At 54.1% G+C, this 18,468-nt stretch carries 16 protein-coding genes; 13 read left to right on the top strand and 3 right to left on the bottom strand.

Annotated features, from left to right (window positions below; translation table 11 throughout):
* Positions 1-117 precede the first annotated feature (117 nt).
* The 9 genes from BM258_RS13885 to BM258_RS13845 all read left to right on the top strand — a co-directional run bounded on the left by BM258_RS13885 (position 118) and on the right by BM258_RS13845 (position 8,631).
* A complete protein-coding gene (locus BM258_RS13885) occupies positions 118-1,311 on the top strand; it encodes a phosphoglycerate kinase (RefSeq protein WP_090073256.1) in 1,194 nt (397 codons plus the stop codon).
* 163 nt (positions 1,312-1,474) lie between these two features.
* Positions 1,475-2,113 carry a thiamine phosphate synthase gene (locus BM258_RS13880; RefSeq protein WP_090073255.1) on the top strand — a complete coding sequence of 213 codons (639 nt, stop codon included), beginning with the start codon at positions 1,475-1,477 and terminating at the stop codon, positions 2,111-2,113.
* Between the two features lie 117 nt (positions 2,114-2,230).
* Positions 2,231-3,346, top strand: coding sequence for a tetratricopeptide repeat protein (locus BM258_RS13875; RefSeq protein WP_175528071.1), 1,116 nt, complete (start codon positions 2,231-2,233; stop codon positions 3,344-3,346).
* A gap of 243 nt (positions 3,347-3,589) precedes the next feature.
* Positions 3,590-4,153, top strand: coding sequence for an elongation factor P (gene efp, locus BM258_RS13870; protein ID WP_090073251.1), 564 nt, complete (start codon positions 3,590-3,592; stop codon positions 4,151-4,153).
* A 166-nt stretch (positions 4,154-4,319) separates the two neighbouring features.
* Positions 4,320-5,105: an inositol monophosphatase family protein gene (locus BM258_RS13865; RefSeq protein WP_090073249.1), complete on the top strand. Its 786-nt coding sequence runs from the start codon at positions 4,320-4,322 to the stop codon at positions 5,103-5,105.
* A gap of 328 nt (positions 5,106-5,433) precedes the next feature.
* The gene (locus tag BM258_RS13860) at positions 5,434-5,850 is read left to right on the top strand and encodes a YeeE/YedE family protein (protein WP_090073247.1); all 417 of its coding nucleotides are present in this window, start codon (positions 5,434-5,436) and stop codon (positions 5,848-5,850) included.
* A gap of 11 nt (positions 5,851-5,861) precedes the next feature.
* Positions 5,862-6,353, top strand: a complete 492-nt coding sequence (locus BM258_RS13855; RefSeq protein WP_139229278.1) for a DUF6691 family protein — start codon at positions 5,862-5,864, stop codon at positions 6,351-6,353.
* Positions 6,354-6,504: 151 nt separating this feature from the next.
* On the top strand, positions 6,505-7,539 hold the full coding sequence (locus BM258_RS13850; protein ID WP_090073496.1) for a flagellar motor protein MotA: 1,035 nt from the start codon (positions 6,505-6,507) through the stop codon (positions 7,537-7,539).
* A 63-nt stretch (positions 7,540-7,602) separates the two neighbouring features.
* Positions 7,603-8,631 (top strand): peptidoglycan -binding protein, encoded by a 1,029-nt coding sequence (locus BM258_RS13845; RefSeq protein ID WP_090073246.1) that lies wholly within the window; start codon positions 7,603-7,605, stop codon positions 8,629-8,631.
* Between the two features lie 17 nt (positions 8,632-8,648).
* Here BM258_RS13845 and BM258_RS13840 read toward each other — a convergent pair whose 3' ends face one another.
* Entirely contained in the window at positions 8,649-10,442 is a 1,794-nt protein-coding gene (locus BM258_RS13840) for an ABC transporter transmembrane domain-containing protein (RefSeq protein WP_090073244.1), read from the bottom strand.
* Positions 10,443-10,774: 332 nt separating this feature from the next.
* Between BM258_RS13840 and rpmE the strand changes: the two genes are divergently transcribed.
* Complete coding sequence (gene rpmE, locus BM258_RS13835) at positions 10,775-10,999, top strand: 50S ribosomal protein L31 (protein WP_090073243.1); 225 nt, start codon at positions 10,775-10,777, stop codon at positions 10,997-10,999.
* Between the two features lie 189 nt (positions 11,000-11,188).
* Here the strand turns inward: rpmE and rcdA are convergent, their stop codons facing one another.
* Positions 11,189-11,737, bottom strand: a complete 549-nt coding sequence (gene rcdA, locus BM258_RS13830) for a protease adaptor protein RcdA (protein WP_090073241.1) — start codon at positions 11,735-11,737, stop codon at positions 11,189-11,191.
* An 805-nt stretch (positions 11,738-12,542) separates the two neighbouring features.
* Here rcdA and BM258_RS13825 point away from each other — a divergent pair.
* The 3 genes from BM258_RS13825 (at position 12,543) to BM258_RS13815 (ending at position 16,310) form a co-directional block, all read left to right on the top strand.
* Positions 12,543-13,571 (top strand): NAD(P)H-quinone oxidoreductase, encoded by a 1,029-nt coding sequence (locus BM258_RS13825; protein ID WP_407062727.1) that lies wholly within the window; start codon positions 12,543-12,545, stop codon positions 13,569-13,571.
* A 219-nt stretch (positions 13,572-13,790) separates the two neighbouring features.
* Positions 13,791-15,413, top strand: coding sequence for a TadE/TadG family type IV pilus assembly protein (locus BM258_RS13820; RefSeq protein WP_090073239.1), 1,623 nt, complete (start codon positions 13,791-13,793; stop codon positions 15,411-15,413).
* Positions 15,414-15,593: 180 nt separating this feature from the next.
* Entirely contained in the window at positions 15,594-16,310 is a 717-nt protein-coding gene (locus BM258_RS13815) for a DUF1013 domain-containing protein (RefSeq protein ID WP_090073237.1), read from the top strand.
* Positions 16,311-16,424: 114 nt separating this feature from the next.
* Here the strand turns inward: BM258_RS13815 and BM258_RS13810 are convergent, their stop codons facing one another.
* Positions 16,425-18,323: a propionyl-CoA synthetase gene (locus BM258_RS13810; RefSeq protein ID WP_090073236.1), complete on the bottom strand. Its 1,899-nt coding sequence runs from the start codon at positions 18,321-18,323 to the stop codon at positions 16,425-16,427.
* Between the last annotated feature and the right edge of the window lie 145 nt (positions 18,324-18,468).

Here is an 18,468-nt window from a genome sequence, read left to right as displayed (position 1 = left end):
TGCAACAGGCACCATGGGTAGGGCACCGACCTGAAGCCTTTTCCGGCCTAAAAAGGACCGAGAGGCTTTTATCAGACACACAGCCGACATGGCTCGGCCAGACTGTAGGATCATCCAATGGCGAATTTCAAAACCCTTGATGATGTAGAACTGAGCGGCAAGCGCGTGCTCGTTCGCGTTGACCTGAACGTCCCGATGAAAGATGGCGAAGTCACCGATACCACCCGTATCGACCGCATCGTACCGACCCTTTCCGAAATTTCCGAAAAAGGCGGCAAGGTCATCATCCTTGCTCACTTTGGTCGTCCCAAGGGCGAAAAGGTTCCGGAAATGAGCCTCAAGCAGGTTGTTCCGGCGCTGTCCAAAGCCCTCAAGATGCCTGTTGGCTTTGCAGAAGACTGCATCGGCGATGTTGCCAAGGCTGCCATCGACAACATGGCCAACGGCGACGTTCTCGTTCTGGAAAACACCCGCTACTACAAAGGCGAAGAAAAGAACGATCCTGAATTTGCTGCACAGCTGGGTGCCAATGGCGACCTACTCGTAGCAGACGCATTCTCCGTTTCCCACCGTGCGCACGTTTCCACCGAAGGCCTGTGCCACCATATGCCAGCAGTTGCCGGTCGCACCATGCAGCAGGAACTCGAAGCTCTTGATGCCGCTCTGGGCACGCCAAACCGTCCGGTTCTGGCTGTAGTCGGCGGAGCAAAGGTTTCCACCAAGATCGACCTGCTCGAAAACCTCGTCAGCAAAGTTGACGGTCTGGTTATCGGCGGCGGCATGGCCAACACCTTCCTGGCAGCCCAGGGCAAAGACGTTGGCAAATCCCTTTGCGAACATGATCTGGCCGAAACCGCAAAACGCATTCTCGTCGCAGCTGAAAAAGCTGGCTGTGAAATCGTCCTGCCAACCGACGCTCTGGTCGCCAAGGAATTCGCTGCCAACGCTCCGCACGAAGTGCTCGACGTGGACAGCATCCCGGCTGACGGCATGATGCTCGACGTTGGTCCTAAGTCTGTTGAAGCCGTTGTTGCATGGATCAAGAAAGCCAACACCGTTGTCTGGAATGGCCCGCTCGGCGCGTTCGAAATCGAACCATTCGACACCGCAACCGTTGCTGCCGCACAGGCAGCCGCTGAAGAAACCAAAGCAGGCAAGCTGACCTCTGTTGCCGGCGGTGGTGACACGGTTTCCGCGCTCAACCATGCTGGCGTTTATGATGACTTCTCCTACATCTCCACCGCTGGTGGGGCATTCCTCGAATGGATGGAAGGTAAGGCTCTTCCGGGTGTTGAAGTTCTCAAAGCCTGATTAATGGGGTATTTGCCCCGTTCCCAATGATCAAAAAGGTGCGCCGATCTCGCGATTGGCGCATTTTTTATTTCTCAAAGCTTTCGCGCCCTTGCAACAGACCCACTTTTGCGAGATATGAAAGCGAAGCGCATAAACCGTCCAACCATCGATAGGTCACATCATGGAGCCCACCCAGATTTATCTCGTTACCCCAAGGCACATTGATCTGGAGACATTCCCGGCCCAATTGCAAGCCGCCATGGATGGGGGCGACATCGCAGCCTTGTTGATCGATTGCGAAACGAATAACGACAACGAACTGCAGAAAATCACCCAGACCATCGCACCGATGGCACAAAAGCATGACATCGCCGTGGTCTTGCGCGGCGATTCCCGCGTCGCTGGCCGCACCAAATGTGACGGCCTGCATATTGACGGTGATCTTACCGATATTCAGAATGGTGCGGAAGACTATGCCAATCGCTTCATGCTCGGTGCAGAAGGCGGCAACAAGCGCCACACCGCCATGGAAATTGGCGAAAGCGGTATCGACTATATCATGTTTGGCCGCCTGGACGCGCCAACCATGGAGACGATTCATGAAAAGTCGCTGGATATGGCCGACTGGTGGTCCACCCTGTTCGAGGTGCCCGCGGTGATTATCGGCGGCTCTGATCTTTCCGAATGCGCAAAGGTCTCGGCCATGGGCATTGAGTTCATCGCCCTGCGCGAAGCCATCTGGGACCATGAAGCCGGTCCGCAGGTTGCAGTAAACGAAGCATGTACCCTGCTTGCAGAAGGCGCCAAGGAACAATCCTGAGTCAACCTCTCATCCCGCAAAGATGAGAGCGACACAGAATGGCCGAATTTGGTTGCCAAACAAAAGCCTAACGGGCACACGGATAGCCCACAGCAAACGACGTCAGATTACATGGTCATGCTTTCCAAACTGAATGCTGCGCCAAGCGCAAGCCGATTGACTATCCGCGCTTTCTCGCGCAAATGTCTGAATGCATCGCTTGCATCAGCCCTGACGCTGTGTATGACCCCCGCATGGGCGTCAGACCCTTCCCCGGAGCTCTTCTCTCCAGCTGCAGCCGGCGAGCAACTGACAACGCCAATCGGGGCCGCACCGAAAGACGGCTCGAAAGTGCCTTATGTGTTTGATGGCTCTGCATCGATTACCGATCCGAGCAATCCGTTCGATGTGCCCCGCTTTGTGCTGAAGAAAACGTCGGCCTATTCGGCCTACCAGCGTGGTTTCTATCTCACAGCTTTTGCGCTTGCCACAAAGCTGGCCGGTATGGATGACATGCACGCCCAGACATTGCTCGGAGAGCTATATCTGAAAGGGACCGGCGTCGAGCAGGATCTGAAGGAAGCCGCAAACTGGTTTGAACTTGCCGCCGACCGAGGCGACAGGGAAGCCCAGTTCAACATCGGTCTGCTCTATGCGCAGGGACAGGGCGTTGAGAAAAATCTCGACAAGGCTCTCACCTACTTCCGGAAGGCAGCCGAGCAAAACCAGAAAAATGCCCAGTTCAATCTGGGGCTACTTTATCTGCGCGGCCAGCTGGTTGAGAGAGACATCACAAAGGCGATGGATCTGCTGACAAAGGCTGCCCAGCAAGGTGTCGCAGCTGCACAATATACATTGGCCAATCTTTATCAGTCCGATTTCTTCCCTGCACCCAACCTTGATCAGGCCGCCTATTGGATGCAGCGCGCCGCACAGGGCGGGTTTCTGGATGCACAACTGGAATTTGGCCTGATGCTGTTTCAGGGCAAGGGCGTTCGCCAAGATTTTTCCGCCGCCCGAGCATGGCTCAAACAGGCTGCCGATGCAGGCAGCATTCTTGCGCAGAACCGCCTTGCTCGCATTCTGGCGCGTGGCTATGGCCAGCCGGCAGATCCGATCGATGCGGCAAAATACTATCTTTTGTCCAAGCGAGCTGGCAAAAGCGATGATTGGCTCGAGAAGTTTTTCCAAGAGCTGCCCGATAAGGAAAAGCAATTGGCAATAAATGCCCTCAAGACGCATACCCTTTGGTAGCCATTCTCGCTTCCGGCATCAAATATGAGAGCAAATTTACCAAAATTGAAAGACTTAAGGTAGTTTTTAGCCGGAAACTCTGCCAAAAGCCTTGCAAATACCCCCTGAATATGGTCCTACAGGGCCACCTGCCCCGAAGATCATTCTCGATTTGATCCGTACGGGGCCTTTTCACCCTATGGCATTTTTACAGGATCGCTGCAGCCGTTCACGTCTCGCGTCCTGTCAGCAAGATGGTTTGTTATGAAGATCAATGGCAACGAAATCCGTCCTGGCAACGTAATCGAACATCAGAGCACGATCTGGGTCGCGGTGAAAGTGAATGCAGTCAAGCCAGGCAAAGGCGGTGCATTCGCTCAGGTTGAGCTGAAAAACCTTCTCGACGGCCGCAAACTCAACGAACGGTTCCGCGCCAGTGAAACCGTTGAACGCGTGCGTCTTGAGCAAAAGGATTTCACATTCCTCTATGAAGAAGGTGACAATCTGGTATTCATGGATACCGTTTCCTACGAACAGCTCGAATTGAACAAGGATTTTGTCGGCGAACGCGCCGCATTCCTGCAGGACGGCATGCCTGTTGTTGTGGAACTGTATGAAGAAAAACCGATCGGCATCGACCTGCCTGATCAGGTAACTCTGGAAGTGACCGAAACCGAGCCGACCATCAAGGGCCAGACACAGTCGTCTTCCTACAAGCCAGCAATGCTCGAAAATGGCGTTCGCTGCATGGTTCCTCCGTTCGTCACCACCGGTGAAAAGATCGTCGTGGATACCAACGAAATTGAATATGTGAAGCGCGCTGACTAAGCTCGCTTGTCAAGCTGGCCGATCATGATTGGCCTTTGCAATCCTTACGGCGCGTCGCTTGAGTAAAATCGTCGACGCGCCTTGTTTTACATGGTGCATACCCGCTTCGCTGCCAAACGGGCAGGAAGGATTATTCACCAGCCGCTTATCTGGGAACTTAAAGACAATGGCACGCTCTGCTCTTCTCAATGTTATGGTTCAAGCCGCCCTCAAGGCAGGCCGCCGACTGGCTCGAGATTTCGGCGAACTGGAAAATCTTCAGGTCTCCCGCAAGGGGCCGGGCGATTTCGTCTCGAATGCCGACCTTCAGTCGGAAAAAATTATTACCGATGAATTGAGAAAAGCCCGCCCGAATTTCGGCTTCCTCAGAGAGGAAAGCGGCGAGGAAGAAGGCATCGACAAGAGCCATCGCTGGATCATCGATCCGCTGGATGGCACCACGAACTTCCTGCACGGCATTCCCCTGTTCGCAATTTCCATTGCGTTGGAACATGAAGGCCGCATCATCGCCGGGGTGATCTACAATCCGGCAACCGATGATCTCTACACCGCAGAGCGCGGCCGTGGCGCCTTCTACAATGACCGTCGCATGCGCGTTGCGGCCCGTGACGACTTCCATGACTGCGTCATCGGCACCGGCGTTCCGCATCTGGGCCGTGGCAAGCACAAGCCTTATCTGGAACAGCTGGAAAAGGTTATGGCAGACGTCTCCGGCATCCGTCGTCTCGGCGCAGCATCCCTGGATCTGGCCTATGTGGCATCTGGCCGCTTTGATGGCTATTGGGAAGAGGCACTCAACGCCTGGGACATCGCAGCAGGCATCATCATGGTGCGCGAAGCCGGTGGCTTTGTAACGGACATTAACGGCGGCGACAAAATGCTGGAAAATGGCTCTGTCATTGCAGGCAATGAGCTCATCCGCACGCGCCTTGAAAAGACCCTGAAGAAATAGTCCAGCACGGACGCATTTCGAAGCTCACTTTTAAGAATTCAGAAGAGACCGCCTTATCGGCGGTCTTTTTTTGTGCCCACCCTCAGACAAAGAAGCGCTTTGCTCGACACCCAAGGGTGGTCAAGGATGGAAATCCATCCTCCTTCATAGCGTGACAAAGAGAAATGCATGCCACCAAACCGGTCCTTAATATACTAATATTCGAAATCCACGAAATAATCATGGAAACGCTCGATAATTTGACTTAAGTCGAATATAAGAAAGTATAAAAGAAGTATGGTAATGCCAATCTGCTTCGCTTCCCCCTTCCCCTCGTGGAGTAAATCAAGTGACTGAATTCACCCCTCTGGTTTCCTTTGCAGGCGGCACACTGATCGGGCTTGCCGCGGTTCTGCTCATGCTCTCATGGGGCCGCATCGCGGGCATGACGGGCATTTTGGCGGGTATCCTGCCTCCGTTTGGCAGCGACATGCGCTGGAAAGCAAGTTTTCTGACGGGTGCCGTTCTCGCTCCTCTCTTATATGAGGCAACCATCAGCGACATCGCCTATCAAATGCCTGTTTCCCTTGAGGCCCTGATCATTGGCGGGGTTATTACCGGCATCGGCGTAACTTTTGGCTCCGGCTGCACCTCCGGCCATGGCGTCTGCGGCCTTGCGCGCTTTTCGCGCCGCTCAGCCGTGGCTGTCATCATGTTCATGAGCTTTGCTTTCCTGACGGTCTTCCTCACACGTCATATCTTTTAAAGGACATCCCCATGCGATATCTGGTAGCCGGCTTGATCGGGGCCATCTTTGGTCTCGGCATCATCACCTCGGGCATGGCAAACCCTGCCAAAGTGCTTAACTTTTTTGATCTTGCAGGCAGTTTCGACCCGAGCCTTGCTTTTGTCATGGCGGGTGCCCTCACCATAGCGGTGCCCGGTTACGCGCTCATTTTTCGCAAACTGCGCAAGCCTGTCTTTACGCCGAATTTCAATGTCCCAAACAATCGCACAATCGACCGCAAACTGGTGATCGGCTCATCTATCTTCGGCATCGGCTGGGGGATCGGCGGATTTTGCCCGGGCGCATCCCTGCCAGCCCTTGGTTTGGGGCACCCGACCAGCTTCCTGTTCGTGCTCGCTCTGATCGCGGGAATCATGCTCGCGCAACTGATTCAGAAGGCCCGGATCTTCGAACATTCCGCCTCGGCGGCAACCCCGATTTCCCTTACCGACACCACCGAAGAGATTCAGGATCACGCATAAGCCCTTGTTTGCGTCATCTTTCTGCCTCTGATTGCGTGTATAGTCCACAAGACCCCTTTTACTATTGGACGAAATTGGGCAAAGTTCTTGAGCTTGGCGTTAACCCTTCGTCAAGCTCTTGACCAGCTTTTCGCGTAACCGGAATCGGATGATGTCTAGCGAACTCGATCCTTACAAGCTTTCAAGCCCACAACGCTACTTGTGGCGCATGCTCATCTTCATTGGCGCAGCCGCCTTTGTTCCCATCATCCTGTATCGCCAGATCCTTGAAGCTTTCTGGAGCAACCCGCTTCTGAATGCGATGATCTTTTTCGTTCTGATCGTCGGTATCTTCCTTGCACTGCGTCAGGTTGTGCGCCTGTTTCGCGAAGTCAAATGGGTCAACAATTTCCGTCTTGGCGATCCGGGGCTGGAAGTGGACAGACCACCGATCCTTCTGGCTCCCATGGCCACCCTGCTGGGGGACCGTGTAGGCCGCATGGCGATCAACACCTCGACCATGCGATCCATTCTGGAATCGGTTGGCATGCGCCTTGATGAAGCGCGCGACATGTCGCGTTACTTCACCGGTCTTCTGGTGTTTCTCGGCCTTCTGGGCACCTTCTGGGGCCTGTTGCAAACGGTGAGTTCCGTGGGCGACGTCATCAGCTCTCTGTCGGTCGCTTCCAGCGATGTGGGCGTTATCTTCGAAGATCTCAAACAGGGGCTTGAAGCGCCATTGCAAGGCATGGGCACCGCCTTTTCATCCTCGCTCTTTGGTCTTTCCGGCTCACTCGTGCTTGGTTTCCTTGATCTGCAGGCAAGTCAGGCACAGACCCGCTTCTTTACCAATCTGGAAGACTGGCTCTCAACCGTTACCGACATCAATTTCGAAGATCTCGACAACAGCTATGGCGAAGCACTGGGCAATGGCGACAATGAGCAGCTCGTTGCCGTGCTCGAACAACTCTCTCGCAAGATTGATCAGGCCGGTGAAGAGGCCAAAACCGGCGGCGGGCGCAATGCAACATCGGCCATGGCCAATCTTGCCGAAGGCATTCAGGGGCTTGTACAACATTTGCGCTCCGAACAGCAGTTGATGCGCGAATGGGCCGACCAACAGGCAAGCCAGCAGGAAGAAGTCAAGGATGTGCTGGTCAAGCTCAATGACGTTCTGTCAAAAGCCAGCTCCAACAGGCAAAACTAGGCAACAGGGGCTCCCTTCACACCGTGAAGCACCGAGCCCATGATTGATGTGTGAGGAAGTAAGATGGGCCTGTCCCGTAATCGTCGCAGTGAACAAAGAGCCGACTATTGGCCCGGCTTTGTCGATGCCATGGCGACCTTGTTGCTCGTGCTCATCTTTCTGCTCACCGTTTTCATGGTAGCCCAGTTCTTCCTAAGCCAGGAAATCTCCGGCAAGGACACGGCGCTCAATGAACTGAACAGCCAGATTGCCGAACTGACCGAATTGCTCGCGCTGGAACGCGCCAGCGGGCAGGATATGGAAAGCTCTATAGCGACCCTTCAGGCCAGCCTTTCCAGTGCCGAAGCCGTGCGTGATCGCTTTGCCATGCAGCTTGAAACCCAGAAGGGGGATCAGGATAGTGCAGGCGGGCAGATTGCGTCCCTGACCAATCAGCTGGAAAGTGAAAAAGCCATTTCCCAGCGCGCTCTGGCTCAGGTGGAGCTGCTCAACCAGCAGATCTCTGCCCTGCGACGCCAGATCGCCGCTCTGGAAGACGCTCTAGAAGCCTCTGAGACCCGCGACAGGGAAAGTCAGACCAAAATCGCCAGCCTTGGCAAACGCCTCAACATCGCGCTGGCCCAGCGCGTGCAAGAGCTGTCACGCTATCGCTCGGACTTCTTTGGTCGATTGCGGGAAATCCTTTCCCAGCGTTCAGACATCCGCGTCGTCGGCGACCGCTTTGTCTTCCAGTCCGAAGTGCTCTTCTCCTCTGGCGAAGATCGCATGAAAGCGGAAGGCGAGCAGGAACTCGACCATGTGGCAGAGGCCCTTCTAGAACTGATTCAGGATATTCCAGAAGAGATCGACTGGGTGTTGCGCGTCGACGGCCATACGGATAACCGCCCTATCAACAGCGCCCGCTTCCCTTCCAACTGGGAGCTGTCTTCTGCCCGCGCCATTTCGGTTGTCAAATATCTGATTTCCAAGGGCGTGCCGCCAGAGCGTCTCGTAGCCGCAGGCTTTGGCGAGTTCCAACCGCTTGAAGAAGGCGAATCGGACGAAGCCCTGCGCAAGAACCGCCGCATCGAATTCAAGCTAACCCAGCGATAACAGGCAAAGATGCCCCATTATGGGGCATCCAGATCATGTCCTAGATCATCCATGCCAAATTGCAACTGTGCCAGACGGGCATAAAGCCCGCCTGCGGTGACAAGACTGTCATGGGTGCCCTGCTCCACCAGCGCTCCGCCTTCAAGCACTAGAATACGATCAGCCTTCTTTACCGTTGCCAGACGGTGGGCAATGACAATCGTCGTGCGCCCTTTCATCAGGTCGGCAAGGGCCAACTGCACATAGCGCTCGCTTTCCGCATCCAGAGCGCTTGTGGCCTCATCCAGCAGCAAAATAGGCGCATCCTTGAGGATCGCCCGTGCGATGGCCAAACGCTGTCTCTGACCGCCCGAGAGCGTCACCCCGCGCTCCCCGACCATGGTGTCATAGCCCTCGGGCAATTGCGCAATGAAGTCATGGGCATGCGCTGCTCTGGCTGCCTCGATAATGGCTTCGCGCTCGGCCCCTTCCCGCCCCATGGCGATATTGTCGGCAATCGACATGGCGAAAATCACTGGCTCCTGCGGCACCAGCGCGATGGCGCTGCGCAGGGCATTGAGATCCAGCCCCCCTATGGGTTGTCCACCAAGCAAAATGCGCCCTCTCTCGGGATCATAAAAGCGCATCAGCAGCTGGAAGACCGTCGTCTTGCCAGCACCGGATGGCCCAACGATGGCCACCGTCTCTCCGCCAGCAATGGCAAAGGAGAGCGCCGAGAGAACTGTCCGCTCTTCTGATGAGGGATAGTGAAAATCCACCCCCTCGAATGCGACCGACAGGTTGGATGCCGTGACCAGAGGGCTCACCACTTGGGCATTTTTCACCAGCACCGGCTCGTCCAGCAACTCAAACAGCCGCTCGGCAGAACCGGACGCCTGCGATATCTCACCCCAGACCTCGCTCATGCCGCCAAGGCCAGCAGCAGCCATGGTGGAATAGATAACGAACTGGCTAAGCGCGCCAGCAGAAAGCCGCCCGGCTGTCACATCATGGGCCGCATACCAGAGCACCGCCACGATCGAGGTAAAGATGACAAAAAAGGCAAAAGCCGTCAGCACGGCCCTTGCTCGGACAGAAGCCCGCGCCGCGCCGAAGGCGGCTTCAATATTACTGCTGAAAACGGATTTGGCCCGTTCCTCCTGTGTGAATGACTGCAAGATACGCATGGACCCGATAGCCTCCGTGGCAAAGGCCGAGCTGTCAGCCAACCGATCCTGCGCAAAGCGCTGTCGCCTGCGCACCCAACGCCCCAACAGCACCAGCGGAATGACAATGAAGGGAATCGCCCCCAGCACCAGCAGAGACATGCGCGGACTTGTGACCACCATCATCACAGCCGCTCCGGCAAACAACAAGAAATTCCGCAGGGCCATGGAGGCAGATGCCCCGACGGCTGAGCGAATCTGGGTGGCGTCTGCCGTCAGGCGCGAGACAATCTCGCCGCTGCGCACCCGATCATAGAATGCCGGCGAGAGCAGCGTCAGCTTGGCGAAAACAGCCGTGCGCAGATCATTGACCACGCGCTCCCCCAGAATGATCACGAAATAATAGCGACTGGCGGACATGAGCGCGAGCACGACCACAGCCAGAACAAGCAACGCGGTGTAATGATTCACGTCGGCGATGTTATTCTCGGAGATGCCCCGATCAACAAATCCCCGCACGAGAATCGGCAGGGACAACGTCGCCAGAGAGGCAACAACAAGCGAAGCAAGAGCCGCCAAAACGAGCCCTTTATATTTCCAGGCAAATGGCGCCAGCCGCCGCAAAGGCTGGAATCGAACCCTGGATTGGGAATTGGACTCGGTCATAAAGGCGCTCCCATAAAAGAAATGCTCGCAACAAGCAGGAAATCGAAGAAGGAATAAGCTTTTTTCACCCTCAAAGTAGGGAACAGGCTTGTATAACTCAACGCACTGCGGTATACGAACGCAAATTATTTTGATGGCTGTGTGGCGAGCCCGCCCGCAGCCTAGCTTTTTGGTTCCGCTTGATCGCTTAGCCCACGTGGTCGCATCATACCGGAACCATAGAATATGGTGGCCGGTTTCAGCCAGGCATATTCCGAACCTCAATTCAGATTGGCCGCAGGCAAAAGGATGTATCCTGTTGCAGGCCGGTTGACCCTAAGGACGTCCTGACGATGAAAAAAGATATCCATCCTGAATACCACACGATCAAAGTTGTCATGACCGATGGCACCGAATTCATGACTCGCTCCACCTATGGTTCCGAAGGGGATACCCTGAACCTGGACATTGATCCAACCTCCCATCCTGCATGGACTGGTTCTACCAACCAGCTGCTCGACCGTGGTGGCCGCGTTTCCCGCTTCAAAGACAAATTCGCAGGCTTCCTGGGCGCCTAAGCCAGTCAGCCGCATTTGTTGTGCATTTGAAAACCCGATGTCATCCGGCATCGGGTTTTCTTTTTGTCTGAAAGACAGGATAAGGCTGGGCCCATCAGCAACAGGCAAAGAACAGTGTTTCAAGGCAAAACAAAAGGGGCGCCAATTTGACACCCCTTTTTGATTTACTATTGATTTTGTAACAGCGGCCTATTCGGCAGCTCTAGCAGCAAAGGCATTCGCGATCATACCGATCTGGTCGCCAACCGGATTGGCCTGTACAATGTCTTCTCTCGTCTCTTCCGCATCACGCTTGGAGTAGATAACCTCGTCAAGATGCCGGATGCGTTTCTGCATGTGCATGGACTGTTCGATCAGATCGCGCAGACGCGGCGGCAGTTCATCCCACCCCGGGCTGTCCTTGGAAGAAGAAAGCCCATGCAGGCGAACCTTGTTCTTTTCCTGCCCGGCCTGCTCCAGCGTCATTTCGCCTTCATTGACGGCGCGCTGCAGAAGCAACCAGGATGCCATCTGCATCAGGCGCGTTGTCAGCCGCATGGATTCGGTAGCATAGGCAAGAGAAGCGACCCTCGGCAGGCTCTTTGCCTCAGCGCGCCCTTCCCCGTCCAGATAATCGGCGGCTTCTTCTACCAGCGCCATACCATCGCGAAACAGGGTTTTAAAACTATCGGAATCTGCAAGCTTTGCTCCAAAGGAAACCGGAGCCGTTATATTCGTTTGCTTACGCTTGTCGTTCATGTGACCTCCAAATGCCTGGTCATGCCTACCATGTCCGATGTGTCAAATTCAAACAGACATTACACCAAATTGTCATTTCGCAGAATAACAAGCACAAACCATGCCATCGACATTTTGCAATCTTGACAGATGCCCAGACCGCTAAAAACAAGCCAATTTGGTCAGGTAACGTGCTGACTTTAGCAGAAACGATCTCACGGAGCCAATGATTCCCGCCGATCGCATAAAACCAAACGGCCTAACCGGTCACACCAAGCATCACCAAAACAAGACACAAACAGCTCCATAATGAGACAGTTGTGATTTTACACGATTCCAGCAAAAACAGGCGGTGAGAAAATAAAAGCTAATTCAATTGGTTAACAATTCACTAACGCATCAGTTGCGGGGCCTGAAAGAAAAAGAAAGGACACCCCATGCATTACCTGAATACCGGTTGATAAAATTCGACACACAAAAAAAGAGCCGCAAGAGCGGCTCTCAGGAGTTAACAGGGAGGCGTCAAACAGAGTGACAGGAGCCACTCGAAATCCATAAATCATGGATACTATACTTTACACATATAATGATTAATTTTTTGTTAATTTAAAATTTTTCCTTCCCACAACCAAATAGAGAACAAATTTAATCACAACCAAACAAAATTATTTTCAATAAAACCTTATAAATACATCGACATCAAAATTTTATACTTTAAAACTTCAACTTCCGATCCAGCCTACCCCTTAGGCCAACCCTGCAGCTTCAAGCCTTTAAGCCATTGAGCGCATTCCCTAGATAGAGAATATCCGCTAGAAATGACACAATGTCACAAAACTCCAGTCAGACAGGAATGATCATGCAGGACGCAACGGAAATGAAAGCCATCATAGCCTCTGAGCCGGGAGGACCGGAAAAGCTCCAAGTCATCACCCGCCCCGTTCCCACCCCCGCAGACGACCAGATACTGATCAAGGTCAAGGCAGCCGGAGTGAACCGTCCTGACTGCATCCAGAGGGCGGGCAACTATCCGCCCCCTCCGGGCGCATCCGACATTCTGGGACTGGAAGTCGCCGGAGAAATCGTAAAAGTGGGCGCCAATGTCACAGACTGGAAAGTGGGTGATAGCGCCGCGGCTCTGGTCTCAGGCGGAGGTTATGCAGAATATTGCCTCGCTCATGCAGGCAGTGCCCTGGAAATCCCCAAGGGCTGGAGCTTCACCGAAGCGGCCAGCATGCCAGAGAATATTTTCACCGTCTGGCACAATGTATTCCAGCGTGGCAAGCTGCACGCCGAAGAAACCCTGCTGGTCCATGGCGGCTCTTCAGGCATCGGCCTCACGGCCATTCAGCTAGGCAAGGCCTTTGGCGCCAAAGTCGCAGTTACGGCTGGCAGCGATGAGAAATGTCAGGCCTGTCTCGATGCGGGGGCAGATCTCGCAATCAACTACAAGACTCAGGATTTCGTCACCGAAATCAAGAATTGGACAAACCGCAAGGGCGTGAATGTCATTCTTGACATGGTTGGCGGCGATTACATCTCTAAAAACTACGTCGTCGCAGCGGAAGAAGGACGCATCGTCCAGATTGCCTTCCTCAATGGCGGGGTCGTGGAAGCAGATTTCCGCCGATTGATGATGAAGCGCCTCATCCACACAGGCTCCACGCTTCGAGCCCGGTCCGATGCGGTCAAGGCTGACATCGCCAAGGAACTCCGCATGGAGGTTTGGCAGCTGCTCCGGTGTGGTCTGGTCAAACCTCAGATCTACAAATGCTTCCCCTTCGAAGAAGCCGTAAAAGCGCATGAATTGATGGAAAGCTCCAGCCATATCGGCAAGATCATGCTGGAATTGTAACGGCTCAATTCCGCCCTTTGCCTGCACCAATCATGCCCTCATCGCTGCCATCTGGCGATGGGGGCAAGCTATTTTAAGCCTTTGTTAACGCCAATCGAAAGAAGACGCCGCCGCACCATCTATTGCGATCAATTTGCAATGAATTGGTAAGGCCTGTCCGGTTTAGTAGGAAGCGATTTTCCCCATAGGGCATCGGGGAGTGCCCAAACAGGATAGGCCATGCATACTTTTGCGCGCATCGTTTCTCGCTGCCATCTCGACACGCTGTTTTCTGCCACCTCTTCCTCCAGCCCGAGGCAAGAAGAACAGAAAGGCAAACGCTCTTTCAGTCGTGACCAGAGCGGCGCGATTGCTATCATCTTCGTCCTTTCGCTTCTCCCCATCATCATGATGCTGGGCGCCGCTATCGACTATGCACGTGCAGCCTTGGCTCGCTCAGAAGCCCAAGATGCCCTGGATGCGGCAACCCTCGCAGCGGTCAAGCAAATCGGTGCGCTGGATGAAAAAGACATCTCCGACCTGATCTCGGCCTATGTGTCTGCCAACGGCCCCAAAGACAGCAATATCAAAATCGACAAGATCGATATTCAGGATAACCCGACTTCCCTGCAAGTCTGGGCATCTGGCTCGACACAAATGACCCTGATGCAGTTCGCCAATATCGACAATATCGATTTCACGGTCACGTCGAAAACGGTCGCGGGCAACAAAACACTAGAAGTCGTCATGGTACTGGACAACTCGGGTTCCATGGCTAGCAGTGCGGGATCAAAGACCAGAATTGAGGCTCTGAAAGATGCTTCAAAAGAACTGATCGAAATTCTGGATGAGAAGAAACAGGATGAAGAATCCCTGAGCTTCGGATTGGTCCCCTTTACGCAGATGGTGCGCCTCACAGCTGGCCTTGACGGCAAGGACTGGAAGCAAGTCCAATGGATCGACCAGAATGGCGTCTCCTCCATCAACGGCAAAAACCATCCGCCCAACTCCAACCGCCTTTCTCTGTTCGCCACCCTCAAGGACCCCTACACGCACCAACAGATCAAATGGGCAGGCTGTGTGGAAGCGCGCCCGCATCCGCTGGATATCAGGGATTCAACACCGAACGCGAATGAGCCAGATAGTTATTTCGTGCCATTTTTCCACCCGGATCGTCGCGAAAAATATAACAGCAGGCGCTCCACTTGGAGCAACGATTATTACTTGCCGCGCGACGATTGGGCGAACGGACAGACCTATGCAGAAAAACTAGCCTACGGCTACTATTTCAATCAGACGATCAGAAAAAGTAACTACGGCCCCAACTACTGGTGCGACATGCCGCGCATCATGCCGCTAACCCATGACACGGCCGCTGTTGAGAGCCACATCTCCACCATGCGGGCCAACGGTGCAACCAACATCCATATGGGCACCATCTGGGGGCTGCGCCTACTCTCGCCTCAAGCTCCTTATACGCAAGGGCGCGCCTATGATGATGAAGAAAATATCAAGGCTCTCATCATCATGACGGATGGCAACAACACCTATTACAACAACTATTATCATGCCTATGGCTGGTATAGTGACGGTCGCATTTCCGGCTCATCCTCAATTGTCGCCGAAATGAACAAGCGCACCACCGAGGCTTGCCAAGCGGCCAAGGATGCCATTTCGGACAAGGCCAGAAAGATAAAGATCTTCACAATCTACTTCGGCTCCCCCTCCGTCTCGACAGCAAACATGCTCAAGGGCTGCGCCAGCAAGGCTGAATGGTACAAAAGCGTAAGCAATGCCTCGGACTTAACCAAGGTATTCCAGAATATCGCATCCGAGTTGAGCAATCTCAGACTCGTCGAATAACCGCGAGAATTGAGGGTAAAAAACAACCCAAAACGTCCCTAAACTACAATTAGGGACGTTTTCTTGTTTGCGCATTGACCCCAATGCAAGTATAGTCCCATCATTCCCTGTCAATTCTAACGAATCTTGAGAGGCTGATCTGGAAGGATATTCCCGGTCAAGCTACAATGAGGATGTACCATGTCGAATGCACCATTGATGCCGAAAGCAACCGCAGTTTGGCTGGTCGATAACACGGCGTTGTCTTTCGACCAGATTGCTGCTTTCTGCAAATTGCATCCACTGGAAGTCAAAGCGATCGCAGATGGAGAGGCCGCCCAGGGTATCAAGGGCATGGACCCCATCATGACCGGTCAGTTGACCCGTGAAGAAATTGAGAAAGCCCAGAATGAGCCAAGATATCGGTTGAAACTGGCACCACCGAAAGTTACCGTGCCCGAGCCCAAGCGTCGTGGCCCGCGCTATACGCCGGTATCCAAGCGTCAGGACCGCCCCAATGCGATTCTCTGGCTGGTGCGCAATCATCCGGAACTGAAAGATCAGCAGATCGTGCGTCTGGTCGGCACCACAAAGCCGACCATTGAAGCCATCCGCAACCGGACCCATTGGAACTCCGGCCAGCTGACACCGATGGACCCGGTTACTCTGGGCATCTGTAAACAGCTTGACCTCGATCTGGAAGTGAAGAAATCTGCAGCCGATGCCCCTGCCCAGCAGGAATATCAGCAGGATCCGACCCTGTTGTCGCCTGAAGAATCTCTGGCGCCTGCAGCTGATCCGTTCGGCAACTTCAAACCAACTCAGAAGCCTGCTGAAGACGAAGAAGCGATCCCGGATGCCGCTTCGGTCTTTGCCAACTTCCAGCCATCATCCAAAGATGAGGACGACGAAGAATAAGAGCGACAGCTCTGCTTCTCAGGCACATCGCTTCAATCCAGAAGCCATTATTCAAAAGGCCGGGTTTAATAACCCGGCCTTTTTCTTGGTCTTTAAAAGACGGAATGCGACACATCAGATCCCGTGCTCCCGCAACGCATCCTCAATTTCGGAGAGAATGGTCGGATCATCAATTGTTGCCGGCATCTTGTATTCCTCATGGTCGGCAATCGCACGCATCGTACCTCGCAGGATCTTGCCTGAACGGGTTTTCGGCAAGCGATCCACGGTCACGGCGATCTTGAAAGCAGCCACCGGCCCAATCTTCTCGCGCACCAGCTTGATGAGCTCTTTCTCGATATCCATCGGCGTGCGATCCACACCGGATTTCAGAACAACGAAACCAGCTGGCAACTGCCCCTTGAGCTTATCGGCAATCCCGATCACGGCGCATTCAGCAACATCGGGGTGAGCCGCCAGAACCTCTTCCATGGCTCCGGTCGAGAGGCGGTGGCCCGCAACATTGATGATGTCATCGGTACGCGACATGATATAGAGATAGCCATTCTCATCCATATAGCCCGCATCACCAGTCTGGTAATAGCCGGGGAATTCATCAAGATAGCTGGACTTGAAGCGTTCATCATTGTGCCACAAGCCCGGCAGGTTGCCCGGCGCCAATGGCAGCTTGATGACGATATTGCCCATCTCGTTGGCAGGCACCGGATGCCCATCGGCACCCACGATCTGAACATCATATCCCGGCATGGCAACCGTCGGCGAGCCATGCACAATCGGCATCAGCTCGATCCCGACCGGATTGGCAGCAATTGCCCAGCCGGTTTCTGTCTGCCACCAATGGTCGATCACCGGCACCTTGAGCATATCCTCGGCCCATTGCACCGTATCAGGGTCGGCCCGCTCACCCGCAAGAAACAGGGTGCGCAACATCGAGAGGTCATATTTCTTGATGAACTCCCCGTTCGGGTCTTCCTTCTTGATGGCACGAAAAGCCGTTGGTGCGGTGAACAGCGCAACTACGTTATGTTCGTTGATCACTCGCCAGAAGGTTCCCGCATCAGGCGTGCCCACCGGCTTGCCTTCGAACACCACCGTGGTCGCCCCATAGATCAGCGGCGCATAAACGATGTAGGAGTGACCAACCACCCAGCCCACATCAGACGCCGCCCAGAAGACCTCTCCGGGCTTGATGCCATAGAGATATTCCATGCTCCACTGCAAGGCGACCATATGCCCGCCATTATCGCGCACAACGCCTTTAGGCTGGCCAGTGGTGCCTGAGGTATAAAGAATATAGAGCGGGTCCGTAGCCATGACAGGCACACAGTCAACCACACGATGACGCTCGATTTCATCAACGATGGCAGCATGATAATTGATATCACGCCCCTCCTTGAGATCGCAGACCAGTTCCTTGCGCTGGAAGACGATGCATTTTTCAGGCTTGTGCGTGGCCAGCTCGATGGCTTCATCCAACAATGGTTTGTAGGCAACAATCCGGTTCGGCTCCACACCGCAGGATGCCGAGATAATCGCCTTGGGCTTGGCATCATTGAGGCGCGTGGCCAGCTCATTGGCAGCAAATCCGCCAAACACCACCGAATGCACAGCGCCAATGCGCGCACAGGCGAGCATGGCGATCACTGCCTGAGGGATCATCGGCATGTAGATGATCACCCGGTCGCCCTTCTCCACACCACTATCCAGCAACACCGCAGCCAGTGCCTGTGTCTGCATCTTCAGGTCATTATAGGTGTAGGTTTCCTTGTGACCGGTAATCGGACTGTCATAAATGATCGCATCCCTCTGGCCATGGCCCGCATTGACATGGCGATCCACCGCATTATAGCAGGTGTTGCATTCGGCCCCGGCAAACCAGCGACCATAGGTACCGGCATTCGCGTCGAATATTTTGTCAGCCGGTTTGTGCCAGCTGATCTTCTTGGCCGCATTCGCCCAGAATTCTTCCGGATTCTGCTTCCATCCCTCATAGACTTCCTTGTAAGCTGCCATTCACGCCTCCCAGCGGTTAATCCATTTCGCTTATGATTACCTGCGCCTTTAAAATTGGTCTATTCGGCGAAAGAAGGGTTTAGTCTTTAATTTCATTCGACTTTTTGATGTATCTGCATTACAACGGTACAGTTGCATCACATAG

Origin of the sequence: Cohaesibacter marisflavi (assembly GCF_900115225.1) — a bacterium.
GTDB classification, from domain to species: domain Bacteria; phylum Pseudomonadota; class Alphaproteobacteria; order Rhizobiales; family Cohaesibacteraceae; genus Cohaesibacter; species Cohaesibacter marisflavi.
This window is presented reverse-complemented; position numbering and strand designations above follow the sequence as displayed.

Coding starts and splice junctions, on each gene's coding strand:
- BM258_RS13885 (WP_090073256.1), top strand. CDS start 118: ATGGCGAATTTCAAAACCCTTGATGATGTAGAACTGAGCGGCAAGCGC.
- BM258_RS13825 (WP_407062727.1), top strand. CDS start 12,543: ATGTCACAAAACTCCAGTCAGACAGGAATGATCATGCAGGACGCAACG.
- BM258_RS13840 (WP_090073244.1), bottom strand. CDS start 10,442: ATGACCGAGTCCAATTCCCAATCCAGGGTTCGATTCCAGCCTTTGCGG.
- BM258_RS13815 (WP_090073237.1), top strand. CDS start 15,594: ATGTCGAATGCACCATTGATGCCGAAAGCAACCGCAGTTTGGCTGGTC.
- BM258_RS13875 (WP_175528071.1), top strand. CDS start 2,231: ATGCTTTCCAAACTGAATGCTGCGCCAAGCGCAAGCCGATTGACTATC.
- rcdA (WP_090073241.1), bottom strand. CDS start 11,737: ATGAACGACAAGCGTAAGCAAACGAATATAACGGCTCCGGTTTCCTTT.
- BM258_RS13880 (WP_090073255.1), top strand. CDS start 1,475: ATGGAGCCCACCCAGATTTATCTCGTTACCCCAAGGCACATTGATCTG.
- efp (WP_090073251.1), top strand. CDS start 3,590: ATGAAGATCAATGGCAACGAAATCCGTCCTGGCAACGTAATCGAACAT.
- BM258_RS13855 (WP_139229278.1), top strand. CDS start 5,862: ATGCGATATCTGGTAGCCGGCTTGATCGGGGCCATCTTTGGTCTCGGC.
- BM258_RS13820 (WP_090073239.1), top strand. CDS start 13,791: ATGCATACTTTTGCGCGCATCGTTTCTCGCTGCCATCTCGACACGCTG.
- BM258_RS13865 (WP_090073249.1), top strand. CDS start 4,320: ATGGCACGCTCTGCTCTTCTCAATGTTATGGTTCAAGCCGCCCTCAAG.
- rpmE (WP_090073243.1), top strand. CDS start 10,775: ATGAAAAAAGATATCCATCCTGAATACCACACGATCAAAGTTGTCATG.
- BM258_RS13850 (WP_090073496.1), top strand. CDS start 6,505: ATGTCTAGCGAACTCGATCCTTACAAGCTTTCAAGCCCACAACGCTAC.
- BM258_RS13845 (WP_090073246.1), top strand. CDS start 7,603: ATGGGCCTGTCCCGTAATCGTCGCAGTGAACAAAGAGCCGACTATTGG.
- BM258_RS13810 (WP_090073236.1), bottom strand. CDS start 18,323: ATGGCAGCTTACAAGGAAGTCTATGAGGGATGGAAGCAGAATCCGGAA.